The following is a 24998-nucleotide window of genomic DNA, read 5'->3' on the forward strand; positions in this document are numbered from 1 at the left end:
GCGTGAGGGGCCCTTGCGCGCGCCCCTCAGCACCACTCGCTCGCCGCCCGCTGCAGCCAGTCGTGGGCCCGCGCGATGTGCGGCATGGCCATGGTCCCGGTCCGGACCACCAGGAAGTACGTCCGCAGCGGCGGCACCGCCGGCTCGTGCAGCGCGACGACGTCACCCCGCTCCAGCGCGGCCGCGCACAGGTACCGCGGGAGCACCGCCAGGCCCGCGCCCGCGACCGTGCAGGCGAGGACCGCACGCAGGTCGGGGACGACGACCGTGCCGGGGGCGGCCGGGCGCGAGTCGAAGACGGAGGCCCAGTAGCGGGAGACGAAGGGGAGCGACTCGTGCACCTCCACCAGGGGCACCTGCTCCAGGGAGGGCTCCGGCTTGCGGTCCGGCTGGCCGGCGCCGATCCGCTCGGCCCAGCGCGGGGCGGCGACCAGAACGTGTTCCTCGTCGCAGAGCGCAGTCGCCGTGAGCAGGGCGCCCCGCGGCCGGGCCGTGCTGATGGCCAGATCATGGTGTCCGGCGGAAAGCCCTTCCAGGGTCTCCTCGGCGTTCCCGAACGAGGCGCGCAGTGCGAAGCCCTGCCCGTCCTCGCCGGTGAGCTCCGTGAGGGCGGGCAGGGCTCGTTCGGCGGTGAACTCCGGGGGCCCCGCGAGGTGCAGCGTCCGTAAGGAGGAGTCGTCGTGGAGGCCGGTCTCGGCGATCTCGACCAGGGCGTCGAGATGCGGAGCGGCCTTGTGGGCGAGTTCGTCGCCGATGCTGGTCGGGGTCACGCCACGGGCCTGCCGCAGGAACAGGGGGCGGCCCAGCTGCCGTTCCAGGGTTCTGATCTGCGAGGTGACGGCCGGCTGGGAGAGGCCGAGCAGGGCGGCGGCGCGGGTGAAGGAGCCGGCCCGGTGCACGGTCACGAAGGTCCGCAGCAAGGCCAGATCCACGGACACTCTCCCCTCGTCGGCCCCCGCTCCCGGCCCCCGGCCGCGCCCAACTATAAATAAGTCGATAGGTCTCTGTCGCTACTGTGATTGGACACTGACAGAGAGTCAACTAGCCTTGGTCGCGCGGTTCTTGCGCGCGGAACCGGGGGACGGTCCGAGCCACGAGGGGGGAGGCTCGGACCGTCCGCGGGGGGATGTCAGCCGGTCGACGCGTCCAGGGCGCGCAGCAGGTCCGCCACCAGATCGTCCGGGTCCTCGGCCCCGACCGACAGGCGCACGAAGCCCTCCGGCACGGCGTCCCCGCCCCAGCGTCCGCGCCGTTCCGCCGTGGACCGCACACCGCCGAAGCTCGTCGCGTCGTCCACGAGCCGCAGGGCTTCGAGGAAACGGTCGGCACGCGCGCGTGAGGGCAGCGTGAACGACACCACGCAGCCGAAGCGCCGCATCTGCTGCGCGGCGATCTTGTGCGAGGGATCCTCGGGGAGCCCCGGGTAGCGCAGGTCGCTCACTTCGGGCCGGGCGCGCAGCGCCTCGGCGACCGTCAGGGCCGTCGCGCACTGCCGGTCGACCCGCATCTGCAGCGTCGCGATCGAACGGTGGGCCAGCCAGGCCTCCATGGGCCCGGGGATCGCGCCGACGATCTTGCGCCAGCGGCGCACGGCGGCCATGGCACCGGGGTCCCGGCCCACGACATAGCCGAGGAGGATGTCGCCGTGGCCGGTGAGCTGCTTGGTGCCACTGGCCACCGCGAAGTCGGCGCCGAGTTCCAGCGGACGCTGGCCGAGCGGGGTCGCGAGGGTGTTGTCGACGGCGACCAGCGCGCCCCGCGCGTGGGCCGCCTCGGAGAGCCGCCTGATGTCGCACACGTCGAGCCCCGGGTTCGACGGCGTCTCGATCCACAGCAGCTTCGCGCCGTCCAGTGCGTCGAGCTGGGCGTCACCGCCGGTCGGCGCGGTGCGCACCTCGATGCCGTACGTCTCCAGCTGGGCCCGGACCAGCGGCAGGGCCTGATAGCCGTCGGAGGGCAGCACGCACACGTCACCGGCGCGCAGCTGGGAGAAGAGCACCGCCGAGGTCGCGGCCATGCCCGAGGCGAAGACCAGCGTCTCGGCATCGTCCCGGCCGGGCGCCTCCAGCTCGCCGATGGCCCGCTCCAGCAGCGTCCAGGTCGGGTTCTCGTCCCGGCCGTAGGTGTAGGGGCCGGTCGGGTCGCCCGGCAGGTGGAAGTGGGCGGCGAACACGGGGCCGGGCAGGGTGGGCTCGTACTTGACCGCCTCGGGCAGTCCCGCCCGCACCGCGCGCGTGCCGTCGCCGGGGCCCGGGGCCGCCCGGCCCGGGCCGCCCGTCGTTCCGCCCTGGTCACCCGTCGCGGATTCGCTCATGCCGCTCTGCCCTCCATGTCCTCGCGCACTGCGGCGAGCAGACCGGTGCTCGCCGCCTCCACCATCTCAAGACACTCCTCGAAACCCTCCGGGCCCCCGTAGTACGGGTCGGGCACGTCGAGGTCGTCCCCGGCGGCGGGGTCGTAGGAGCGCAGCAGCCGTACCTTGCGCGCGTCCTGCTCCGTGGGCGCGAGGCGGCGCAGGGCTCCGAGGTGGCCGGAGTCGAGAGCGATCACCAGGTCCAGGCGGGAGAACCACGACGGCTGGAACTGCCGGGCCGTGTGGCCCGTGGCGTAGCCGTTGTCCTCCAGGACGGCCACCGTCCGCGGATCGGCGCCGTCACCCTCGTGCCAGCCGCCCGTGCCGGCGCTGTCCACCTCGACCCGATCGTCCAGCCCGGCCTCCGCGACCCGCGCGCGGAAGACGACCTCGGCCATCGGAGAACGGCAGATGTTGCCCGTGCAGACGAAACAGACGCGGTACGCCATGGCCGCTCAGTCCTCGTCGGGCAGGACGACGTGCAGCGCCCAGGAGACGACCGAGATGATCAGACCGCCCAGGACGGCCGTCCAGAAGCCCTCCACGTGGAAGCTGAGATCGAGCACACCGGCCAGCCACGAGGTGAGCAGCAGCATCAGCGCGTTGACGACCAGGGTGAACAGGCCGAGCGTCAGGATCAGCAGCGGCAGGCTGAGGAGCTTGACGACCGGCTTGACCAGGAAGTTCACCAGGCCGAAGAGCAGCGCGACCACGATCAGGGTGCCGACCTTCTTGCCCGTGCTGTCACCGGTCAGGGTGATCTTGTCGAGCAGCCATACGGCGACCGCCAGGGCACCCGCGTTGGCGATCGTCTTGACTACGAAATTCTTCATGTGTCTGATCGTGGCAGACCTGATCGGACACGGGCACAAGAGGCAGGGGCGGACAAGGCGATGAAGGCATTCCGGCTGGATGAACTGGAGGCGGAGCGCGCCGCCCACGACGGCGCCTACCTGCAGTTCCTCCGGGAGAAGAACATGTCGGTCGGCCTCTACGCCCTGGACGCGGGCGACCAGGACCCGCAGAAGCCGCACCATCAGGACGAGGTCTACTTCGTGGTGAGCGGGCGGGCCGCGATCACCGTGGGCATGGAGACGACCCAGGTGGCGCGCGGCAGCGTGGTCTACGTGCCGGCCGGTGTCGCCCACAAGTTCCACCACATCACCGAGGACCTCAGGGTGCTGGTGGTCTTCTCTCCGCCGGAGAGCTGAGGGACCGTCCCCGGGTTCCCTAGGGGTTCGGTCAGGGGAGGACAAGGGGTGCGAGGCCCCCGCGGCACCCCTCCCCGGACCTAGCATCGGGTGCAGGACATCAAGGACCGACCGGACCCGGCACTCGAACGGGCGGAGAGGCAAGGACGAGGGCGATGCGAGAGATCTTCACGGGACTGCCGTGGTGGGTGAAGTGGATCGCGGTGCCGGTCATCGCCCTCGTCGTGTTCGGGGGACTGATCGCCAGCGTGGTGGGCTTCGTCATCGGACTGCTCTTCAAGGTGCTGGTCTTCGTCGCACTGGTCGGCGGACTCGTCTACGTCGTTCGGAAGTTCACGGCCGGGTCCTCCTCGCGCAGCGACTGGTGAGACCGATGGGAAACCGGTGGGGGTAACGGGAAACGCCTGGAATCACCGGTTCCCTCGGCCGGGGGAAGTTTCCCGTCCGGGCCGTCTGCGTGCGGTGGCAGCCGAATAGAGTCCAGAACTCGACGCGGGGGCATCCCCGCGAGCGGCGTACACCCCCACCCGTGTTCTTCCGCACGGGCTGCCCCCACGCGCCTCGGGAGTGACCCTTGGTCCCGGCTGACACCGCCCCTGTCCACCTCCACACCGTGCCCGCCCAACCCCGTTCGGCGGCCCCCTGCTCGCCCGCGGCCCCCTCCCCGCCGGCGACCCTCATCGGTTCCGTACAGCGCGCGATGCGCCTGCTGGAGACCGTCGCCCGGCACGAATACGGTGCCCCTGCCAAACAACTGGCCCGCGAGACCGGGCTGGCACTGCCCACGACCTACCACCTGCTGCGCACCCTGGTGCACGAGGGATACCTGCGCCGGGACAAGGGGTTGTTCTTCCTCGGCGAGGCGGCCGAGCTGCTGAGCAGCAGCGGAGCGCGGCAGAAACGTCGCAGCACGGTCGTGGACGCCCTCGCGCGCTGGCGGGACGCTCTCGGCGTACCCGTGTACTACGCGGTCTACCGCGAGGGCGAGATCGAGGTCATGTGCGTCTCCGACACTCCCGCCAACCCGGCGGTCGAGGAGTGGGCCGGCTTCCGGGAGACGGGGCACGCGCACGCCATCGGGCAGTGCCTGCTGTCCCAGCTGGACGAGGCGTCCCGCCGCGACCACCTCGACCGCTACCCGGTGCAGCCCCTCACGCCGTACACGGTGCGGGACGACCACAGTCTGCTCAGACGCCTGGAGCGGATCCGCCGCATGGAACCGGTGATCGAACGTCAGGAATACGCGCTGGGCGCGGTTTGCGCGGCGATTCCGCTGACGCTGGGCACCACCGCCGCGACGGTGGCCATCTCCCTGCCCGCTCACCAGTCGGATCGCCTGCTGCCCGCGGCCCGGCAGCTGCAGCACGAGATCGGGCGGCTGCTCGGATCGCTCGCGCTCTCTATCAGTATGTGAAAACTCACTCCTTGTGATCTGCTGTGTACGTTCAGCAAGATTCCACCTGATGTCAGAGGTTCGGTCCCGGCCAGTCGACGGCGAATGACGGGGTTAGCGATGCGCGAGTCCGTACAAGCAGAGGTCATGATGAGCTTTCTCGTGTCCGAGGAGCTCTCTTTCCGCATCCCGGTGGAGTTGCGCTATGAGACCAGTGATCCCTATGCCGTGCGGCTGACCTTCCACTTGCCCGGTGACGCCCCGGTGACCTGGGCCTTCGGCCGCGAGCTGCTGATCGACGGCGTCGGTCGGCCGTGCGGCGAGGGCGATGTGCGGGTCACGCCCGTCGAACCGGACGCACTGGGCGAGGTGCTGATCCGTCTTCAGGTGGGCACCGACCAGGCGCTGTTCCGGTCGTCCACGGCACCGCTGGTCGCGTTCCTCGACCGCACGGACAAGCTGGTCCCACTGGGCCAGGAGGGTTCGCTCGCCGACTTCGACGCACATCTCGACGAGGCCCTCGACCGCATCCTCGCGGAGCAGGGCGCCGGGTGAGACCTCAGCCGGCGGCCCGGTGGAGGAACGCTTCACCGGAGGCCGCCGAGCTGTGCAGGAACGCTTCTCCGTACCGCTCCGCGCCCAGGGACCGTCAGCGCTTGCGGCGCCGGCCCTTCCCCCCGCGCATCGCGGCGGGTTCCGCGGCGGGTTCCGTACCCGGGCGGTCGGCCGAGACCACCAGCGCGGCCAGGGCCGTGGTGACCGGCACCGACGCCACCAGGCCGATCGAACCGATCAGCGTCCGTACGATCTCCTCCGCGACCAGTTCGCTGTTGGCGACCGTGCCCACGCTGCTCTGCGCGATGGAGAACAGCAGGAGCAGCGGCAACGCGGCACCCGCGTAGGCGAGGACGAGTGTGTTGACGACCGAGGCGATGTGGTCACGGCCGATCCGGATGCCCGCGCGGTAGAGCCCCCGCCAGCCCATCGACGGGTTGGCCTCGTGCAGCTCCCAGACGGCGGAGGTCTGGGTCACCGTCACGTCGTCCAGGACACCGAGCGAGCCGATGATGACGCCGGCGAGGAGCAGACCGCTCATGTCGATCGTCGGGTAGAGCCCGTGGATCAGACCGGTGTTGTCGTCGGTGTTGCCGGTCAGCGCGGCCCACCCGATGAACACCGAGCCCAGGACACCGATCAGCAGCAGGGAGACGAGGGTGCCCAGCACCGCCACAGAGGTCCGGGCGGACAGGCCGTGACACAGATACAGGGCGATGAGCATGATGGCGCTCGCCCCGACCACCGCCACGACCAGCGGGTTCGAGCCTTGCAGAATCGCGGGCAGGATGAACTGGTTCAGGACGAGGAAGCTGATCGCCAGCGCGACCAGCGCCATGACGCCCCGCAGCCGGCCGACGGCCACCACGGCGAGCGCGAAGATGCCGGCGAGCAGCGCGAGGGGCACCCGCCGGTTGACGTCCGTGACGGAGTACTGCAGGTCCCTGGGCGCCGAGGGCTCGTAGGCGACCACGACCTCCTGGCCCTCGTGCAGCTGGCGGGACTGGTCGGGCTGGACGATCTCGGTGAAGGTGCGGCCCTTGTCCTTGCCGCTGTCGACCCGGATCGTGGCCCGCTTGCAGGTGCCGTTCTCCTGCTGCACCGCCGACGAGCCCTCGGCGGTCGAGGTGTCGCCGGTCGGTGGCACCCCCGAGGCACCGGCTTCCTTGCAGCTGATGTCCACGACCTCGGTGACCGTGGCCTGCTGGGTCTGCCGGTCGAAACCGACGCCGGTGCGCTGGTGCGGCGGGGCGCCACCGGGCCACAGCACGGCGAGACCGACCAGCACGGCCGCGGCGAACGGGATCAGGATCGCCGCGATGACCTTGCGCAGGTGCATCGAGACGGGCGTGGCCGGGCCGTGGTTGTGCGAGTGCCCGTGTCCACCGCCAGGCGCGGACCCGTGGCCGTGACCGTGATCATGCCCGCCGCCTCCACCGCCGCCTTGACCGCCACCGCCCGGGCCGGGGCCTCGACCGCCACCGCCCGGGCCGGAGCCCTGACCGCCGCTTCCCGGGCCGGAAGCGGGTCCCGGGGAGTTCGAGCCGTAGCCGTCGCCCCTCGGCCCGTAGTGATTACCGTCGCCCTGCGCGTCGCCCTGCGCGTCGCCCTGCGCGTCGCCCTGCGCGTACCCGCCATCGTCGCGCGGCGTGTAGCCGCCACTATCGCCCTGTTCGTACGCGCCACCGCCGCGCGACGTGTACTCGCCACCGTCGCGCGGTGCGTACCCGCCACCGTCGCGCGGTGCGTACCCATCGGCCGGCCGTGACCCGTAGCCGCGGCCGGCGCCGGACCCGTAGCCGTGCTCCTGCCCCTGGGCAGGTCCGTGCCCGGCCCCGGCGGTGGCATCTCGGCCGTCACCAGGGCCGTTGCCGTGTCCGGCGCCGGATCCGCGGGGCGGTTCGGGCGGAGGGTACGGGGGACGCTGTGTCGTGGTCACCGACCGATCATCGCAAGAACGACGGGGGCCCTCTGTTCACCGCGCCAAGATTGCCGCTAGCGTGGAGGCACCTTTTGTACACGCGGGAGCTCGGAGCACCGGGCTGAGAGGGCGCTGACCTCCGTCCCAGCGACGTTTCACATGAAACATCGCCGGAGTCGAGTGATGTTTCACACGAAACGTCGCCGGACGGAAACCGCTGCGTCGACCGCCGAACCTGTTACCGGGTAATGCCGGCGTAGGGAGTAGGTCTGATGACCAACAAGGACGCACGCACGCCTGCCTCCGTTCAGGACGAGAAGTCCGAGGAGGCCGGGAAGTCCATCGGCTGGCACAAGGCGTACGTCGAGGGCAACCGCCCCGACCTGCGGGTGCCGGTCCGTCAGGTGCACCTCACCAACGGGCAGTCGGTCACGCTGTACGACACATCCGGCCCGTATACCGATCCGCTCGTCGAGACCGACGTCCGCAGGGGCCTGCCGCCGCTGCGCGAGAACTGGATCATCGCCCGCGGCGACACCGAGGAGTACGCGGGCCGCCCCGTCCGCCCCGAGGACGACGGCATCAAGCACACCTCACCCCGCGGCGGCCTGCGCAATCTCGACGCCGTCTTCCCCGGGCGGCCCCGGCAGCCGCGTCGCAGCCGGGACGGCCGGGCCGTCACGCAGCTCGCGTACGCCCGCCGCGGCGAGATCACACCCGAGATGGAGTACGTGGCCATCCGGGAGAACGTCTCCCCGGAAGTCGTGCGCGACGAGATCGCGGCCGGCCGGGCGGTGCTCCCGGCCAATGTCAACCACCCGGAGATCGAGCCGATGATCATCGGCAAGCGGTTCCTGGTGAAGGTCAACGCCAACATCGGCAACTCGGCCGTGACGTCCTCGATCGAGGAGGAGGTCGAGAAGATGACCTGGGCGACCCGCTGGGGCGCCGACACCGTCATGGACCTCTCCACCGGCCGCAACATCCACACCACACGCGAGTGGGTGCTGCGCAACTCCCCCGTCCCCATCGGCACCGTGCCGCTCTACCAGGCCCTGGAGAAGGTCGACGGCCGGGCCGAGGAGCTGACCTGGGAGATCTACAAGGACACGGTCATCGAACAGGCCGAGCAGGGCGTGGACTACATGACGGTCCACGCGGGCGTCCGTCTGGCGTACGTGCCGCTGACCGCCAACCGCAAGACCGGCATCGTCTCGCGCGGCGGTTCGATCATGGCCGCCTGGTGCCTCGCCCACCACAAGGAATCGTTCCTCTACGAGAACTTCGAGGAGCTCTGCGAGATCCTCGCCGCGTACGACGTCACGTACTCCCTCGGGGACGGCCTCAGGCCCGGTTCCATCGCCGACGCCAACGACGAGGCGCAGTTCGCGGAGTTGCGGACGCTCGGGGAACTCAACCGGATCGCGAAGCGTTTCCACGTACAGACCATGATCGAGGGCCCGGGCCACGTCCCGATGCACAAGATCAAGGAGAACATCGACCTTCAGCAGGAGATCTGCGATGAAGCTCCGTTCTATACGCTCGGCCCGCTGACCACGGACGTAGCGCCCGCGTACGACCACATCACCTCCGGCATCGGTGCCGCGATGATCGCCTGGTGGGGCACGGCGATGCTCTGCTATGTCACGCCCAAGGAACACCTGGGTCTGCCCAACCGTGACGACGTCAAGACCGGCGTCATCACCTACAAGATCGCAGCTCACGCGGCCGATCTGGCCAAGGGGCACCCGGGCGCGCAGGAGTGGGACGACGCCCTGTCCGACGCCCGCTTCGAGTTCCGGTGGGAGGACCAGTTCAATCTGGCCCTCGACCCGGACACGGCACGGGAGTTCCACGACGAGACCCTGCCGGCGGAACCCGCCAAGACGGCCCATTTCTGCTCGATGTGCGGCCCGAAGTTCTGCAGCATGAAGATCTCGCAGGACATCCGCCGTGAGCACGGCGGCAGCCGGACCGAGATCGAGGCGGGCATGGCCCAGAAGTCGAAGGAGTTCGCGGCGAGCGGCAACCGCGTGTACCTGCCGATAGCGGACTGACCCGGCCTCACGACCGCGTCACGGAACAGCACGGCGGCGCCCACCGGGCCCAAGACCCCAGGCCACAGGCAGGAAGGGGATCGATGTGGTCGCCGGAGTCGTGGGCGCCGCCCTCGGCATGGTGTTCGCCGTGCTGTTCCAAGTGCCCCGTGCCAAGCCGTCCGGTGCCAAGCCGTCCGGGCCAAGCCGTCCCGTGCCGGGCCCGAGTGCCGGCGGCGCCGTCACTCCGGCTGGTGCTCCGGTCCTCCGAAGTCCGGGCTGGTGTAGTCCGGGCTGCTGAAGCTCGGCCGTGAGCCGCGGCTGCCGTCGTCCGGGCTGGAGAAACCCGGGCGGTCGTAGCCGAGGTGCGGCATGCGGCTGACCGGGGCCGGGGTGGACGTGGGATGCAGCGCGGCGGCCGCGCCCGGGTCGGCGAGTGCCTCCCGCAGGAAGGGCAGGATGCCGCGCTCCAGCAGGGCCTGGCGCCAGTCCTCTCTGGCTTGTTCCACCTCCCGCTGCCGTTCGCCGTAGGGCCCGCCTTCGGCCGTCGGCTTGTTGCGCAGGGCGGTGAGCAGGAGTCCCACGGCGGCGACGAGGATCGCCACCGCGGTCACGGCGCCGAAGACCCAGCCCGTGGTGAGCATGGTCCGGGCGAAGCCCTGCTCCGGGTCGAGCATCTGCAGGATGTAGCCGACGAGCAGGAAGATCGCCGCGGCGGTTCCGGCCAGGACGGGCGCGAGGACGGCGACGACGGCGACGGCGCCCGCGCCGGCGGTCTCGGCGGCCACCTCCCCCATGGTGGCGGCGAACCCGGAACCGCCCGCGCCCGGCTCGGCGGAGCCGGACTCGCGCGCGGACGGCGCATTCGGCGACGCCGGCTGGCGGAGCTCGTCGCGGACCTTGACGTAGTGCTGGTACTCGGCCGACGCGGCGGCCGTGATGAGCGCGGTGGCGTTCAGCGCCATGGTGCGCAGCTGTTCGGAGTTGAGCCGCTGTCCGACCGCGGCCAGCTCCGGGCGGTGTGGTGCGGAGCGCAGCGCCTCATCGAGGATCCGCTCGTATTCCTGGCGGTCCTCGCTCAGCAGGTGCTGCGGAACGCTGTTCATGTGCATCCCCCGATGCTCCGTAGGGCTTGTGGCTCGGCATGCTGACGAGCCGTCGGGCAGAAACGGAGGGGAGCCTGCTACGGATAAGCCGATGGTAGAGCGGTGACGGTGGGGGGTGACAGGGGGTTTACCGAAATTGGCCCTTCACCGGTCCGGTCCTGTGGCGGGACCAGCCTGCCGGGTGAACGCTCAGGGGGCCAGCGGCAGTTGCTGGACCAGCAGTTTCCCGGCCATGGTCACGCCGCCGTCCATCGCGATGGCCAGTCCGTCGGCGTAGATGTGCGGTCCCTCGACGACGGGGTCGGTGCGCTCCTCGTCCTCCTCGGAGCCGACCTCGCCCAGCAGATACGGAATCGGGCTGTGGCCGTGAACGATGCGGGTGCCCCCGTACGTATCGAGCAGGGAGCGAACGGCGTCCGCGCCGCCCTCGTCGCGGAAGGAGAACCGCTTGGTGAACTTGCGGAACAGGTCCCAGACCTCGTCCGCGTCGTTGCGCGTGAGCGTCTCGCGGACGGTGTCGTTGACCTCTTCGATGGAGCGGCCGTAGTCGAGGTAGGCGGTGGTGTCGGAGTGCACGAGCAGGTGGCCGTCGACCTCCTCGACGGCGTCCAGCCGGGCCATCCACTGCAGGTGGTGGTCCTGGAGCCGGTCCATGTCGGTCTTCTGGCCGCCGTTGAGCAGCCAGGCCGCCTGGAAGGTGGCGGTGCCCGCCCCGGAGTTGACGGGCGTGTCGCCGAACCGCTTCGCGCCGAGCAGCAGGAGCTCGTGGTTGCCCATGAGCGCCTTGCAGTAGCCGCCGGCCGCCGCGGCCTCGGCGGACAGCCGCATCACCAGGTCGATGACGCCGATGCCGTCCGGCCCGCGGTCGGTGAAGTCGCCGAGGAACCACAGCCGGGCGGTGCCCGCGCACCAGTTCCCGGCGGCGTCCAGCAGGCCCTTCTCCTGGAGGGCGGCCACCAGCTGGTCGAGGTAGCCGTGGACGTCACCCACCACGTACAGCGGGCCCTGCCCGGTGGTGGCGGGCGCGGCGGCGGTCTCGGGATCGACGGTCACCTGGACAGTGTCGCCCCGGTTGACGACGGGGAGGTCACGCTGGGTCGGCGTGTATCCCTCGGGATAGGTCTCCTCGGCCGGCGGCGCGACGTCGCCGGGGTGGACGCTGTGGACGTACGGACCGGTCTCGTGGACGTACGCGGGCACCCGGAAGTCGCGCAACGTCGCCGTCCGCTCCACCTCGGGTCCCTGACCGGCCCCCTGAGTCATCGACCCCTCCACCATCGCGCCGCATCTGCACCGCATCGGACTGCCTGGTCGTAGCGGTCCGCCGGTGTCGTGGGCCCATCATAGGAATGCGGATCGCGCCATGTGATGACCCAGGGGTGGTGAATCAGAGCAAGACTCCGGTTCACCGCGGCTTTCGCCCCGATTGCGCCGGGCTTCGACCACCGTGTGACCGTCCTCGCTCTTCTTCTCTTCGCGAGAACGATGCCGTCTCTCCGGGGGACCGGCCCCGTTTCTCCCCAGGAGAGCGACCTTCCCCCCGGGCCCCTGGAGGGGCCTACGTCTCCTCGGGTGAACGCGGCGGGCTGACGGTCGTGCGCGGGGGGCGTCGCTGGGACGAGGTGCGCACGATCAGCTCCGTCGGTATCACCTGCTCGACCGGGTGGTCGGATTCCACGCCCTCGATGGCGTCGATCAGCAGCTGGACCACCGCCGTGCCGATGCGGCGCGGTTTCAGGGAGAGCGTGGTGATCGGCGGCTCGGTGTTGGCGTACACGGTGGACTCGCTGCAGCAGACCAGCAGCAGGTCTTCGGGGACGCGCAGGCCGTAGCGGCGGGCGGCGGCGAGCAGGTCGGTGCCGTTCGGGTCGAACAGGCCGTAGACCGCGTCGGGGCGGTCGGGCCGGGCGAGCAGCCGGTCAGCGGCGACGGCGCCCGCGCAGGGATCGTGCGCCGGGTAGGCCTCGTACACCGGGTCCTGGCCGACGCGCTCGCACCAGCGCAGGTACGCCGTGGTCGACAGGTGGGTGTACGTGTCCGTGGTCGTGCCGGTCAGGAGGCCGATGCGACGGGCGCCGGCGTCGGCCAGGTGGTCGAGGATGCCGAGGACGGCGGCCTCGTGGTCGTTGTCCACCCAGGCCGTGACCGGCAGCGCGCCGGCCGGGCGGCCGTCGGAGACGACGGGCAGGCCCTGGCGGGCGAGTTCGCTGACGACCGGGTCCTGGTCGGAGGGGTCGATGACGACCGTGCCGTCCAGGGCGACGTTCGACCACACGTCGTGGCGGGAGGTCGCGGGGAGGATGACGAGGGCGTATCCGCGGGCGAGCGCGGCGGAGGTGGCGGCGCGCGCCATCTCGGCGAAGTACGCGAACTCCGTGAAGGTGAAAGGTTCATCCCCGTAGGTGGTCACGGTCAGGCCGATGAGGCCCGACTTGCCGGTACGGAGCGTCCGGGCGGCGGCCGAGGGCCGATAGCCGAGCCGGTCGGCGACCTCGCGGACATGACGCCGGGTGGCGTCCGGGAGCCGGCCCTTGCCGTTGAGGGCGTCGGAGACGGTCGTGATGGAGACTCCGGCGGCGGCGGCCACGTCTCTGATACCCGCCCGACCCGGCCGGCTGCCTCGCCGTGAGGTTTCCGCGCGGCTCACCTGGTGCTTCCCTGCTGCTGTCATGGCGAGCCGATAGTAGGGCTCATGCGGTGGGGTAGTGCGGACGCATATGCACGCGTTGACAGGCACGTTTCTGCATGATCATTAAGGCTCAATTGCCGTGGAAAGTAAGGGTGTTGAGCGCTCTCAATCCAGTACGTGACGTGTCGGCGCGCGCGGGCCTGCCAAGGGGCCGAGGTTGCGAAGAGGTCTCAACTCACCTGCACGGGGGATGCGCGCCACGGCGTGCACCACCGGCGCGTAGATATATGTGCGGCGCGCCCCTGAATTCGTACGCCTTCGTACGGTGATGCCCCTGATGCCGGTGGGACGAGGGAGGCCGGCCCTCGCCGGATCGTCGCGGCTATACGCAGCGGCGCCGAATCCTCATAAGGTGAGGAGCATTGGATGTCGGCGGCGGTCAGGGGCCGCCGGTCTTCGCGAGGAGGACTGCGGTGAGCGAGACGAGCCCGAAGCTGCGCGCCGAGCTGGAGGGAATCCCCACCTACAAGCCGGGCAAGCCGGCCGCGGCCGACGGAGCGGTGGCCTACAAGCTGTCCTCCAACGAGAACCCCTACCCGCCGCTGCCCGGCGTGATGGAGACCGTGACGGCGGCGGCCTGCTCCTTCAACCGCTACCCGGACATGGCCTGCACCGGGCTGATGAACGAGCTGTCCGAGCGCTTCGCCGTGCCCCTGACCCACCTGGCCACCGGCACCGGGTCGGTCGGCGTCGCCCAGCAGCTCATCCAGGCCACGTCCGGCCCGGGTGACGAGGTGATCTACGCCTGGCGCTCCTTCGAGGCGTACCCGATCATCACGCAGATCAGCGGGGCGACCTCGGTGCAGGTGCCGCTGACCCCCGGTGATGTGCACGACCTGGACGCGATGGCCGACGCGATCACCGACCGGACCCGGCTGATCTTCGTCTGCAACCCCAACAACCCGACCGGCACGGTCGTACGGCGGGCCGAGCTGGAGCGCTTCCTCGACCGGGTCCCCGGGGACGTCCTGGTGGTGCTCGACGAGGCCTACCGCGAGTTCATCCGCGACCCCGAGGTGCCGGACGGTGTCGAGCTGTACCGGTCGCGGCCCAACGTGTGCGTCCTGCGGACCTTCTCCAAGGCGTACGGCCTGGCCGGGCTGCGGGTCGGTTTCGCCATCGCCCATGAGCCGGTGGCGGCGGCGCTGCGCAAGACGGCGGTGCCGTTCGGTGTGACGCAGCTGGCCCAGGAGGCGGCGATCGCCTCGCTGCGGGCCGAGGACGAGCTGCTGGGCCGGGTCGGCTCGCTGGTGTGCGAGCGCACACGCGTGGTCGACGGACTGCGCGCCCAGGGCTGGACGGTGCCGGAGACCCAGGCCAACTTCGTGTGGCTGCGGCTGGGGGAGCGCACGGCGGCCTTCGCGGGGGCGTGTGAGCAGGCCGGCGTGGTGGTCCGGCCGTTCCCGGGCGAGGGTGTGCGGGTGACGGTCGGGGAGGCCGAGGCCAACGACATCTTCCTGAAGGTGGCCGAAGGGTTCCGCAAGGAGCTCTAGCGGCTGGGCGCGGGACGTGAGGAGAGCCGGTCGGCGCTGGGCGCCGGCCGGCTCGCTGCGTATCGGCCTGTGCTTCACGTGATCGGGCCTCTGTTTCACGTGAAACCGGTGCCCTCGCTCCCGGGCGCCGGGGGTTGATGAGCGTCACACGGGGCCCCCTCCATCGGTCGAAAGTGCGTGCTGCATAATGGCTTGTGAATGTGAACGCTTTCACAAGCGTAGGTAAGGAGCGGCGACGTGGACCTGGCTTTGGCGCCGGAGACCCTGGCGCGATGGCAGTTCGGCATCACCACCGTCTATCACTTCCTGTTCGTCCCCCTGACGATCTCGCTGGCCGCACTGACGGCCGGGCTGCAGACCGCCTGGGTGCGGACGGAGAAGGAGAAGTACCTCCGGGCCACCAAGTTCTGGGGCAAGCTTTTCCTGATCAACATCGCCATGGGTGTGGTCACCGGCATCGTGCAGGAGTTCCAGTTCGGGATGAACTGGTCGGACTACTCACGGTTCGTCGGTGACGTCTTCGGTGCGCCGCTCGCCTTCGAGGCCCTGATCGCCTTCTTCTTCGAGTCCACCTTCATCGGCCTGTGGATCTTCGGCTGGGACAAGCTGCCCAAGAAGATCCACCTGGCCTGCATCTGGATGGTCTCGATCGGCACGTTGCTGTCGGCGTACTTCATCCTCGCCGCGAACTCGTGGATGCAGCACCCGGTCGGCTACCGGATCAACGGCGAGAAGGGCCGGGCCGAGCTCACCGACTTCTGGCTGGTGCTGACCCAGAACACCACCCTCAACCAGGTCTTCCACAGCTTCTCCGCGGCGTTCCTGACGGGCGGCGCCTTCATGGTGGGCATCGCCGCCTTCCACCTGCTGCGCAAGAAGCACATCCCGGTGATGCGCACCTCGCTCCGGCTCGGCCTGGTCACCGTCGCCGTCGGCGGCCTGCTCACCGCGGTCAGCGGCGACACCCTGGGCAAGGTCATGTATGAGCAGCAGCCGATGAAGATGGCCGCTGCCGAGGCGCTGTGGGACGGCGAGAAGCCGGCGCCCTTCTCCGTGTTCGCGTACGGGGACGTCGACAAGGGGCACAACAAGGTCGCCCTGGAGATACCCGGCCTGCTCTCCTTCCTCGCCCACAGCGACTTCGAGTCGTACGTGCCGGGCATCAACGACACCAACAAGGCGCTCCAGGAGAAGTTCGGCCCCGGCGACTACAAGCCCATCGTCCCCGTCGCCTACTGGGGCTTCCGCTGGATGATCGGCTTCGGCATGGCGTCGTTCTCGATCGGCCTGCTGGGGCTGTGGCTCACCCGGAAGAAGTTCCTGCTGCCGGCGGCGTTCCGGACCGGGGACGACGAGGTGCCGCATCTGGTCCTGTTCCGCAAGCCGCTGCGGCCGCGGCTCACCCGCCTGTACTGGCTGGTGGCGGTCTGGACGATGGCCTTCCCGCTGATCGCCAACTCCTGGGGCTGGATCTTCACCGAGATGGGCCGCCAGCCGTGGGTCGTCTACGGCCTGTTCCAGACGCGGGACGCGGTCTCCCCCGGCGTCTCCCAGGCCGAGGTCCTCACCTCGATGATCGTCTTCACCGTGCTGTACGCGATCCTCGCCGTCATCGAGGTCAAGCTGCTGGTCAAGTACGTCAAGGCGGGCCCGCCCGAGCTGACCGACTCCGACCTCAACCCGCCCAAGAAGATCGGCGGCGACCTCCGTGACGCCGACAAGCCGATGGCCTTCTCCTACTAGGCCGAGGGAGCTGCATCGTCATGGAACTGCACGACGTCTGGTTCGTCCTGATCGCCGTCCTGTGGACCGGCTACTTCTTCCTGGAGGGCTTCGACTTCGGGGTCGGGGTGCTCACCAAGCTGCTCGCCCGCGACCGGCCCGAGAAGCGGGTGCTGATCAACACGATCGGGCCCGTCTGGGACGGCAACGAGGTGTGGCTGCTCACGGCGGGCGGCGCGACCTTCGCCGCCTTCCCCGAGTGGTACGCCACGCTGTTCTCCGGCTTCTACCTGCCCCTGCTGCTCATCCTGGTCTGCCTCATCGTCCGGGGCGTGGCCTTCGAGTACCGCGTCAAGCGGCCCGAGGAGAACTGGCAGCGCAACTGGGAGACGGCGATCTTCTGGACCTCGTTGCTGCCGGCCTTCCTGTGGGGTGTGGCCTTCGGCAACATCGTGCGCGGCGTGAAGATCGACCGGGACTTCAACTACGCCGGTGGCGTCCTGGACCTGCTCAACCCGTACGCCCTGCTCGGTGGTCTGGTGACGCTGACGCTGTTCACCTTCCACGGGACGGTGTTCGTCGGCCTCAAGACCGTCGGCGAGATCCGGGAGCGGGCGCGGAAGCTGGCGCTGCGCGTCGGCGCCGTGACCGCCCTGCTGGCCCTCGCCTTCCTGCTGTGGACGCAGTCCGAGCGGGGTGACGGGGCGTCGCTCGTCGCCGTGGTCGTGGCCGTGGCGTCGCTGGTCCTGGCGCTGGCCGCGGCCCGGGCCGGGCGCGAGGGCTGGGCGTTCGTCCTGTCCGGCCTGACCATCGTGGCCACGGTGGCGGTGCTGTTCCTGACGCTGTTCCCGAACGTCATGCCGTCGACGCTGAACCCGGACTGGAGCCTGACGGTCACCAACGCCTCGTCCAGCCCGTACACGCTGAAGATCATGACGTGGTGCGCGGGGGTCGCGACGCCGGTGGTGATGGTCTACCAGGGCTGGACCTACTGGGTCTTCCGTAAGCGGATCGGTACGCAGCACATCGCCGATCCCGTGCACTGAGGTGTGTTTCACGTGAAACCAATCGATCCGCGCCTGCTCCGCCACGCCCGTGCCACCCGGGGTTTCCTGGCGGCGGTCGTCGCCCTGGGAGCGCTCGGGGCAGGGCTGGTCATCGCGCAGGCGATGCTCATCGCCGAGGTCGTGGTCGGCGCCTTCCAGCACGGCCTGGCGGTGTCCGCGCTGGGCACTCCCCTGCTGCTCCTGGTCGCCGTCGCGGTCGGGCGGGCGCTGGTCGGCTGGCTCACCGAGCTCGCCGCCCACCGGGCGAGCGCGGCGGTGAAGTCGGAGCTGCGGGGACGGCTGCTGGAGCGGGCCACCCGGCTGGGACCGGGCTGGCTGAGCGGACAGCGGACCGGATCGCTGGTGGCCCTGGCCACCCGAGGGGTCGACGCCCTGGACGACTACTTCTCGCGGTACCTGCCCCAGCTGGGTCTGGCCGTGGTCGTGCCGGTGGCGGTGCTGGCGCGAATCGTCACCGAGGACTGGGTCTCGGCGGCCATCATCGTGGGCACCCTGCCGCTCATCCCGGTCTTCATGATGCTCATCGGCTGGGCCACCCAGTCACGGATGGACCGTCAGTGGCGGCTGCTGTCGCGGCTCTCCGGCCACTTCCTGGACGTCGTCGCCGGACTGCCGACGCTGAAGGTCTTCGGGCGCGCCAAGGCGCAGGCCGAGTCCATCCGGCAGATCACCGGCGAGTACCGGCGGGCGACCATGCGGACGCTGCGGATCGCCTTCATCTCCTCGTTCGCGCTGGAGCTGCTCGCGACGATCTCGGTGGCCCTGGTCGCCGTGACGATCGGCATGCGGCTGGTGCACGGCGAGATGGACCTGTACATCGGCCTGGTCATCCTGATCCTGGCCCCGGAGGCGTATCTGCCGTTGCGGCAGGTCGGGGCGCAGTACCACGCGGCGGCGGAGGGGCTCGCCGCGGCCGAGGAGATCTTCGAGGTCCTGGAGACGCCGGTGCCGGCGACCGGTTCCCGGGCCGTGCCCGAGGGCGCGCTGGCCTTCGAGGGTGTGACCGTCCGGTATCCGGGGCGGTCGGGTGACGTCGTCTCCGGGGTGACCTTCCGGGTCGATCCCGGGGAGACGGTCGCCCTGGTCGGCCCGAGCGGCGCCGGCAAGTCGACGCTGCTCGGCGTCCTGCTCGGGTTCGTCACCCCGGCCGAGGGACGGGTCGTGGCCGGGGGAGTCGATCTCGCCGAGGCAGACCTGGAACAGTGGCGGTCCCGGATCGCCTGGGTCCCGCAGCGGCCGCACCTGTACGCCGGGACCGTCGCCGAGAACGTACGGCTGGCGCGGCCCGACGCGGACGACGAGGCCGTGCGGCGGGCGCTGCGGGACGCCGGGGCACTGGAGTTCGTGGACGCGCTGCCCGAGGGTGCCGCGACCGTGCTCGGCGAAGACGGGACGGGACTGTCCGCCGGGCAGCGGCAGCGGCTCGCGCTGGCCCGGGCGTTCCTCGCCGACCGGCCCGTGCTGCTGCTCGACGAGCCGACGGCGGCCCTGGACGGGGCCACCGAGGCCGAGGTCGTGGCGGCGGTGCGGCGCCTGGCGGCCGGGCGGACCGTGCTGCTGGTGGTGCACCGGCCGGCGCTGCTTCAGGTGGCGGACCGGGTGGTGCGGCTGGCGGAGCCGGAGCCGTCCGGGGTGTCCGCCGTGGCCGCCCCGACCCGCACGGCCCGGTCCGCCGAGCGCGGTCCGTCCCTGCCGGCCACCTCGGCGGCGTCCACCGAGGCGCCCACCTCGGGCAGGGTCCTCGCACGCGTCCGCGCCCTGTCCGGCGCCCGGCGCGGGCGGCTCGGACTCGCGCTGCTGCTCGGGAGTCTCGCGCTCGGCAGTGCCGTGGGGCTGATGGCGACGTCCGGATGGCTGATCTCCCGGGCCTCGCAGCAGCCGCCCGTGCTGTACCTGATGATGGCCGTGACGGCGACGCGCGCCTTCGGCATCGGGCGGGCCGTGTTCCGGTACGCCGAGCGGCTGGTGTCGCACGACGCCGTGCTGCGGATGCTGGCGGACACCAGGGTCGCGGTGTTCCGCAGGCTGGAGCGGCTCGCGCCCGCGGGGCTGCGCCGGACCCGCCGGGGCGATCTGCTCTCGCGGCTCGTGGCGGACGTGGACGCGCTGCAGGACTACTGGCTGCGGTGGCTGCTGCCGGCCGGGGCGGCCGTGTTCGTGTCGGTCGCGTCGGTCGGTTTCACGGCGTGGCTGCTGCCCGAGGCCGGGGCGCTGCTCGCAGCCGGGCTGCTGGCCGCGGGTGCCGGAGTGCCGCTGCTCACGGCGGCGGTCGCCCGGCGGGCCGAGCACCGGCTGGCCCCGGCCCGCGGGGTGCTGGCGACCCGGGTGACCGATCTGCTCACCGGCACCGCGGAGCTGACCGTCGCCGGTGCCCTGCCCGCGCGGACCGCCGAGGCCCGTGACGCCGACGGGGTGCTCACCCGGATCGCCTCGCGCGCCGCCACGGCCACGGCACTCGGCGACGGGCTCACCGCGTTGATCTCAGGCCTCACCGTCACGGCCGCAGCCCTGGCCGGGGTACAGGCCGTCGCGGCCGGGCGGCTGGACGGCGTCGCCCTGGCCGTCGTCGTCCTGACCCCGCTGGCCGCGTTCGAAGCCGTGCTGGGACTGCCGCTCGCCGTGCAGTACCGGCAGCGGGTGCGCCGCAGTGCCGAGCGGGTCTTCGAGGTGCTGGACGCGCCGGAGCCGGTGGCGGAGCCCGAGCGGCCCCGGCAGGCGCCCGTGTCGCCCTTCCCGGTGGTCGTCAAGGGGCTGGCCGCGCGACACGCGGGGCAGGACCGGGACGCGCTCGCCGGGCTCGACCTCACCCTCGGCGAGGGACGCCGGATCGCCGTGGTCGGGCCTTCCGGCTCCGGCAAGACGACGCTGGCTCAGGTGCTGCTGCGGTTCCTCGACGCGCACACGGGCACGTACACGCTCGCGGGTGTGGACGCCCACGCGCTGCCCGGCGACGACGTCCGCGCCTTCGTCGGGCTGTGCGCGCAGGACGCGCACCTCTTCGACAGCTCGCTGCGCGAGAACCTCCTGCTGGCGAGGAAGGACGCCGGTGAGGACGATTTGCGGGCCGCGCTCGGCCGGGCCCGGCTGCTGGACTGGGCCGACAGCCTGCCCGAAGGGCTCGACACCCTCGTCGGCGAGCACGGAGCGCGGCTGTCCGGAGGGCAGCGGCAGCGCCTCGCCCTGGCCCGGGCGCTGCTCGCCGACTTCCCCGTCCTGGTCCTCGACGAGCCGGCCGAGCACCTCGACCTGCCGACGGCCGACGCGCTGACCGCCGACCTGCTGGCCGCGACCGAGGGCCGTACCACGTTGCTCATCACCCACCGGCTGGCGGGTCTGGAGGCGGTGGACGAGGTGCTCGTGCTGGACGGGGGACGGGTGGTGCAGCGCGGGCGGTACGAGGAGCTGGTGGCGGTGGACGGACCGTTGCGGACGATGGCGGAGCGCGAGGCGGCCTCGGAGTCGCTCGCCGCGGTCCCCTAGACGGGTCCGGGGGCGGAGTCGCTCGCCGCAGTGCCTTGGACGGGCTCGGTGGGGGGCGGGGTGGTTCGACGCCGTGCTGCGGCTGGGCTCGGTGGGGGCGGAGTCGCTCGTCGTCGGGCCCCGGGCGGGCTCGGTGGGGCGCTGGGCTGGGCCGTTCGGCTCAGCCGGTCCCCCGGCCGTACGAGATGAACGCGACCGGGCCCCGGCCCTGGGCGACGATCGCTGACATGCGCTCACTTCGCCGCCATCGCGTGGTCGTTCCCGTTCTGCTGTGCGTGCTGGCGGTCCTCGGGGCCCGGCCCATGACCGCGGACGAGGAACCCGCCGACCCCGCCGGCGGCCCCGAGACCCATACACACGGCGGCGGCCTGGCGACGGGCCTGAGCGCCGAGGTGGTGCGGCTCTACGAGGAGGCCGCGGTGGCGACGCAGCAGTACGAGGCGGGCCGCGCCGAGGCCGACGAGCAACGGGCCAAGGCCCGGCGGGCGGAGGAACTCCTCGACACCCAGCGGCGGCACATCGCGGCCCTGCACGAGGACCTGGGCCGCATCGCCCGCGCCCAGTACCGCACCAGCGGTGGTCTGCCGGTCGCCGCCCAGATGATGCTGGCCGACAGTCCCGAGGGCCTGATGCGCGGTCACCATGCCTTCGCCCAGGCCGATCTCGCCGTGAACAACGCCATCTCCAGGAACCGCCGGGCCGAGGCACGGCTCGCCGCGGACGAGGCGAAGGCCGCGGCCGAGTGGCAGGTGCTGGAGAAGCGGAACACCGAACTGGCCGCGCTGAAGGCGGACATCGAGGAGAAGCTGGAGTCGGCCCGCGAAGAGCTCCAGGGGCAGGCGGACGCCGCGGTGGCGGCGGGGGCGTGCCGGGGGGCGGTCCGGCTCGACCAGCCGCAGACGGCGTTCACGAGCGCGTGGGTGGCTCCCGTGGAGACGTACGAGCTGTCCGCGTCCTACGGCAGCGGCGGTGCCCGGTGGGCGCACCGGCACACCGGGCAGGATTTCGCGGTGCCGATCGGCACGCCGGTGCGGGCCGTGGGGGCGGGACGAGTGGTGAGGGTCTCCTGCGGCGGACCCTTCGGCATCGAGATCGTGCTGCGGCACGCGGGCGGCTACTACACGCAGTACGCCCACCTCGCGTCCGTGGCGGTCGACCAGGGCGAGCAGGTCGTTCCGGGGCAGTGGATCGGCCAGTCGGGCACCACGGGCAATTCCACCGGGCCGCACCTGCACTTCGAGACGCGGGTCACGCCCGAGTCGGGCTCGGCGGTGAACCCGGTGTCCTGGCTCGCGGCCCGTGGTGTGTCGCTCTGACCGGTCAGCCCCGCGGCCGGAGCCGCTCGGCCACCAGCCGCTCGATCACGACGGCGACTCCGTCGTCGTTGTTGGCGACGGTGCGCCCCGAGGCCGCGGCGATGACGTCCGGGTGGGCGTTGCCCATCGCGAACGACCGGCCCGCCCAGGTGAGCATCTCGACGTCGTTGGGCATGTCGCCGAAGGCGACGACCTCTTCGTGCGAGATGCCGCGCTCGGCGCAGCACAGGGCGAGGGTGCTCGCCTTGGAGACGTCGGGGCCGCTGATCTCCAGCAGGGCGCTGGGGCTGGAACGGGTCACGTTGGCGCGGTCCCCGATGGCGAGCCGGGCCAGGGTGAGGAAGGCGTCGGGGTCCAGCTCGGGATGGTAGGCGAGGATCTTCAGCACCGGCTCGCCGGCCGCCCGGTGCCCTGCCGAGAGCAGTTCCTCGGCCGGGGCGAGGCTGTCGGGTATCTCCATGTGCAGCTTCGGGTACGCCGGTTCCTGGTAGAAGCCGTACGTCTGCTCCACCGCGTACACCGTGCCCGGCGCCGCCTCGCGCAACAGCCGCACGGCGTCGAGGGCGTTCTCGCGGGCCAGCTCGCGCACCTTCACGAACCGGTGGGCCCCGGGGCCGCCGTGCAGGTCGACGACGGCGGCGCCGTTGCCGCAGATGGCCAGGCCGTGGCCGTGCACATGGTCGCTGACGACGTCCATCCAGCGGGCCGGCCGGCCGGTGACGAAGAAGACCTCGATGCCCGCTTCCTCGGCGGCGGCCAGGGCGGCGACCGTGCGCGGGGAGACCGACTTGTCGTCGCGCAGCAGGGTGCCGTCGAGGTCGGTGGCGATCAGCCGCGGGGGGAGGGTCTCGGCCGCGGTCTCGTGCTGTCGGGTCGCTGAGGTCACCCGGCCATTGTCCCGCATATGCCTGCACGGGCGTGCGGCACCGTGCACAGGTGAGTGGATCCCGCCCTTGGCCAGGGCTTCCGCCCTACCGGGTTTCACGTCCCCGCCGGGGCTTCCCGCCCCCGCCCGGGCTTTCCGCCTCCACCATGGCTTTCCCCCACCATGGCTTCCCGCCCCTGCCCGGGCCCCCCCCCCCCCCCCCCCCGCGCGGACCCCCGGGTGCTTCAGCGCAGCTGAGCCGGTGCCTCCATGGCGATCTGCTCGAAGACCTTCTCGTCCGCCGCGAAGTCCGAGTCGGGGATCGGCCAGTGGATCACGAGCTCCGTGAATCCCAGCTCGGCGTGGCGACCGGCGAAGTCGACGAACGCGTCGAGCGACTGCAGCGGGCCCGTGCGCTCCGGGGTGAACCCGGTGAGCAGGATCCGGTCGAGGTCGCTCATGTCGCGGCCGGTCTCTGCGCAGATGTCGGCGAGCCTGTCGGCCTGTCCGCGCATGGCTTGAAGCGACTGATCGGCCGTGCCGTTCTCGTACAGCTTGGGGTCGCCGGTGGTCACCCACGCCTGTCCGTAGCGGGCGGCGAGGCGCATCCCGCGGGGCCCGGTCGCCGCCACCGCGAACGGCAGCCTGGGGCGCTGCACACAGCCGGGGATGTTGCGTGCCTCGTGGGCGGCGTAGAAGTCACCCTCGTACGACACCGCGTCCTCGCTGAGCAGCCGGTCGAGGAGCGGGACGAACTCGGCGAAGCGGTCGGCGCGCTCGCGCGGGGTCCAGGGTTCCTGGCCGAGCGCGGTGGCGTCGAAGCCGGAGCCGCCCGCGCCGATGCCCAGCGTGACCCGCCCGCCGGAGATGTCGTCCAGGGAGATCAGTTCCTTGGCGAGGGTCACGGGGTGCCGGAAGTTCGGCGAGGTCACCAGCGTGCCGAGCCGGAGCCGGTCGGTGACGGTCGCGGCGGCGGTGAGGGTGGGCACGGCACCGAACCACGGACCGTCCCGGAAGGTGCGCCAGGAGAGGTGGTCGTAGGTGTACGCGGTGTGGAAACCGAGCTGCTCGGCACGGGTCCAGGCCGCGCGGCCGCCTTCGTGCCAGCGGCGGTACGGGAGGATCACGGTGCTCAGACGCAGACTCATGCCATCGAGCCTAAGGGAGCCCGGAGGGTTCCCCGTGTTTCACGTGAAACGCTCACTCTGGGCGGTCGGAGGAACGCGGCACGTCAGCGGGGTCCGGGGAAGCGCAGATAGGGAGAGGGCACGGCTTGGGTCAGCCATACGCCGTTCGCGCTGACGTGGAAGACGTGGCCGTCGCGGTGCATGGCGCCCGCGTCCACCGTCAGGACGACCGGGCGGCCGCGGCGGGCGCCGACACGGGTCGCCGTCTCCCGGTCGGGTGAGAGATGCACGGCGTGCCGGTTCATCGGCCGCAGCCCTTCCGACCGGATCGCGTCGAGATGGCGGGCGATCGTGCCGTGGTAGAGGTGTGCGGGCGGGGTCGCCGTCGGCAGGCCGAGGTCGACCTCGATGCTGTGGCCCTGGCTGGCACGGATGCGCGTGCCCTCGACGGCGAAGCGCCGCTTGTCGTTGGTGGCGACCACGTGATCGAGCTCGGCGCGGGTGAACCGGAAACCGTGGGCGGCGGCCGCGGCGATCAGGGTGTCGATCTCCACCCAGCCCGCCTCGTCGAGGGTGAGCCCGATCCGCTCCGGCTGGTGACGCAGATGCTTCGACAGGTACTTCGACACCTTCACGGTGCGTCTCTCGTCCATCCCATCAAGGT

22 protein-coding genes and 1 riboswitch are annotated in these 24998 nt (G+C 71.3%); of the genes, 11 read left to right on the forward strand and 11 right to left on the reverse strand.

The genetic code is table 11. From position 1 onward, the window contains the following. Window positions 1-26: 26 nt before the first annotated feature. From ACIGAQ_RS22500 to ACIGAQ_RS22515, 4 genes are all read right to left on the reverse strand, one after another. Window positions 27-932 carry a LysR family transcriptional regulator gene (locus ACIGAQ_RS22500; RefSeq protein ID WP_399785370.1) on the reverse strand — a complete coding sequence of 302 codons (906 nt, stop codon included), beginning with the start codon at window positions 930-932 and terminating at the stop codon, window positions 27-29. Between the two features lie 197 nt (window positions 933-1129). Further along, entirely contained in the window at window positions 1130-2314 is a 1185-nt protein-coding gene (locus ACIGAQ_RS22505; RefSeq protein WP_399785373.1) for a cystathionine gamma-lyase, read from the reverse strand. Beyond that, complete coding sequence (locus tag ACIGAQ_RS22510) at window positions 2311-2802, reverse strand: low molecular weight protein-tyrosine-phosphatase (RefSeq protein WP_399785376.1); 492 nt, start codon at window positions 2800-2802, stop codon at window positions 2311-2313. The genes ACIGAQ_RS22505 and ACIGAQ_RS22510 overlap by 4 nt, the downstream gene beginning before the upstream one ends. 6 nt (window positions 2803-2808) lie before the next feature. Then, window positions 2809-3186 (reverse strand): phage holin family protein, encoded by a 378-nt coding sequence (locus tag ACIGAQ_RS22515; protein ID WP_311682685.1) that lies wholly within the window; start codon window positions 3184-3186, stop codon window positions 2809-2811. Window positions 3187-3246: 60 nt separating this feature from the next. Between ACIGAQ_RS22515 and ACIGAQ_RS22520 the strand changes: the two genes are divergently transcribed. The 4 genes from ACIGAQ_RS22520 to ACIGAQ_RS22535 all read left to right on the forward strand — a co-directional run bounded on the left by ACIGAQ_RS22520 (window position 3247) and on the right by ACIGAQ_RS22535 (window position 5512). Continuing rightward, on the forward strand, window positions 3247-3564 hold the full coding sequence (locus ACIGAQ_RS22520; protein ID WP_399785379.1) for a cupin domain-containing protein: 318 nt from the start codon (window positions 3247-3249) through the stop codon (window positions 3562-3564). Between the two features lie 155 nt (window positions 3565-3719). Beyond that, window positions 3720-3932, forward strand: a complete 213-nt coding sequence (locus ACIGAQ_RS22525) for a DUF5326 family protein (RefSeq protein ID WP_311682689.1) — start codon at window positions 3720-3722, stop codon at window positions 3930-3932. A gap of 245 nt (window positions 3933-4177) precedes the next feature. After that, a complete protein-coding gene (locus ACIGAQ_RS22530; protein WP_399785382.1) occupies window positions 4178-4978 on the forward strand; it encodes an IclR family transcriptional regulator in 801 nt (266 codons plus the stop codon). Window positions 4979-5077: 99 nt separating this feature from the next. After that, on the forward strand, window positions 5078-5512 hold the full coding sequence (locus ACIGAQ_RS22535) for an SsgA family sporulation/cell division regulator (protein WP_094054832.1): 435 nt from the start codon (window positions 5078-5080) through the stop codon (window positions 5510-5512). Window positions 5513-5606: 94 nt separating this feature from the next. Here the strand turns inward: ACIGAQ_RS22535 and ACIGAQ_RS22540 are convergent, their stop codons facing one another. After that, the gene (locus ACIGAQ_RS22540; RefSeq protein WP_399785386.1) at window positions 5607-6851 is read right to left on the reverse strand and encodes a YibE/F family protein; all 1245 of its coding nucleotides are present in this window, start codon (window positions 6849-6851) and stop codon (window positions 5607-5609) included. Window positions 6852-6914: 63 nt separating this feature from the next. Here ACIGAQ_RS22540 and ACIGAQ_RS22545 point away from each other — a divergent pair, with 63 nt between their 5' ends. Then, window positions 6915-7280 carry a hypothetical protein gene (locus ACIGAQ_RS22545; RefSeq protein ID WP_399785389.1) on the forward strand — a complete coding sequence of 122 codons (366 nt, stop codon included), beginning with the start codon at window positions 6915-6917 and terminating at the stop codon, window positions 7278-7280. 243 nt (window positions 7281-7523) lie between these two features. Then, window positions 7524-7713: riboswitch (TPP riboswitch) on the forward strand. Further along, window positions 7706-9490 (forward strand): phosphomethylpyrimidine synthase ThiC, encoded by a 1785-nt coding sequence (gene thiC / locus ACIGAQ_RS22550; protein WP_399785392.1) that lies wholly within the window; start codon window positions 7706-7708, stop codon window positions 9488-9490. (Overlaps the previous riboswitch by 8 nt.) Window positions 9491-9711: 221 nt before the next feature. Here thiC and ACIGAQ_RS22555 read toward each other — a convergent pair whose 3' ends face one another. The 3 genes from ACIGAQ_RS22555 to ACIGAQ_RS22565 all read right to left on the reverse strand — a co-directional run bounded on the left by ACIGAQ_RS22555 (window position 9712) and on the right by ACIGAQ_RS22565 (window position 13246). Then, window positions 9712-10581 carry a hypothetical protein gene (locus ACIGAQ_RS22555; protein ID WP_311682696.1) on the reverse strand — a complete coding sequence of 290 codons (870 nt, stop codon included), beginning with the start codon at window positions 10579-10581 and terminating at the stop codon, window positions 9712-9714. A gap of 183 nt (window positions 10582-10764) precedes the next feature. Further along, on the reverse strand, window positions 10765-11853 hold the full coding sequence (locus tag ACIGAQ_RS22560) for a metallophosphoesterase family protein (RefSeq protein ID WP_399785395.1): 1089 nt from the start codon (window positions 11851-11853) through the stop codon (window positions 10765-10767). Window positions 11854-12133: 280 nt separating this feature from the next. After that, window positions 12134-13246 (reverse strand): LacI family DNA-binding transcriptional regulator, encoded by a 1113-nt coding sequence (locus ACIGAQ_RS22565; RefSeq protein ID WP_399785398.1) that lies wholly within the window; start codon window positions 13244-13246, stop codon window positions 12134-12136. Between the two features lie 431 nt (window positions 13247-13677). On the opposite strand from ACIGAQ_RS22565, the gene hisC reads away from it, so the two are divergent. The 5 genes from hisC to ACIGAQ_RS22590 all read left to right on the forward strand — a co-directional run bounded on the left by hisC (window position 13678) and on the right by ACIGAQ_RS22590 (window position 22342). Continuing rightward, on the forward strand, window positions 13678-14757 hold the full coding sequence (hisC, locus tag ACIGAQ_RS22570) for a histidinol-phosphate transaminase (protein ID WP_399785401.1): 1080 nt from the start codon (window positions 13678-13680) through the stop codon (window positions 14755-14757). 237 nt (window positions 14758-14994) lie between these two features. Then, window positions 14995-16500: a cytochrome ubiquinol oxidase subunit I gene (locus ACIGAQ_RS22575; protein WP_094054840.1), complete on the forward strand. Its 1506-nt coding sequence runs from the start codon at window positions 14995-14997 to the stop codon at window positions 16498-16500. Window positions 16501-16520: 20 nt separating this feature from the next. After that, window positions 16521-17525: a cytochrome d ubiquinol oxidase subunit II gene (gene cydB / locus ACIGAQ_RS22580; RefSeq protein WP_399785404.1), complete on the forward strand. Its 1005-nt coding sequence runs from the start codon at window positions 16521-16523 to the stop codon at window positions 17523-17525. 12 nt (window positions 17526-17537) lie between these two features. After that, on the forward strand, window positions 17538-21026 hold the full coding sequence (gene cydD / locus ACIGAQ_RS22585; protein ID WP_399785407.1) for a thiol reductant ABC exporter subunit CydD: 3489 nt from the start codon (window positions 17538-17540) through the stop codon (window positions 21024-21026). 227 nt (window positions 21027-21253) lie between these two features. Next, a complete protein-coding gene (locus ACIGAQ_RS22590; protein WP_399785410.1) occupies window positions 21254-22342 on the forward strand; it encodes a peptidoglycan DD-metalloendopeptidase family protein in 1089 nt (362 codons plus the stop codon). 4 nt (window positions 22343-22346) lie between these two features. Here the strand turns inward: ACIGAQ_RS22590 and ACIGAQ_RS22595 are convergent, their stop codons facing one another. From ACIGAQ_RS22595 to ACIGAQ_RS22605, 3 genes are all read right to left on the reverse strand, one after another. Further along, window positions 22347-23246 carry a Cof-type HAD-IIB family hydrolase gene (locus tag ACIGAQ_RS22595; RefSeq protein WP_399785413.1) on the reverse strand — a complete coding sequence of 300 codons (900 nt, stop codon included), beginning with the start codon at window positions 23244-23246 and terminating at the stop codon, window positions 22347-22349. A 206-nt stretch (window positions 23247-23452) separates the two neighbouring features. Continuing rightward, entirely contained in the window at window positions 23453-24355 is a 903-nt protein-coding gene (locus ACIGAQ_RS22600; protein ID WP_311682713.1) for an LLM class flavin-dependent oxidoreductase, read from the reverse strand. 83 nt (window positions 24356-24438) lie between these two features. Beyond that, a complete protein-coding gene (locus tag ACIGAQ_RS22605) occupies window positions 24439-24987 on the reverse strand; it encodes an RNA 2'-phosphotransferase (protein ID WP_362276540.1) in 549 nt (182 codons plus the stop codon). Window positions 24988-24998 lie beyond the last annotated feature (11 nt).

The organism is Streptomyces sp. NPDC085932 (genome assembly GCF_044540525.1).
Lineage (GTDB): Bacteria > Actinomycetota > Actinomycetes > Streptomycetales > Streptomycetaceae > Streptomyces > Streptomyces levis.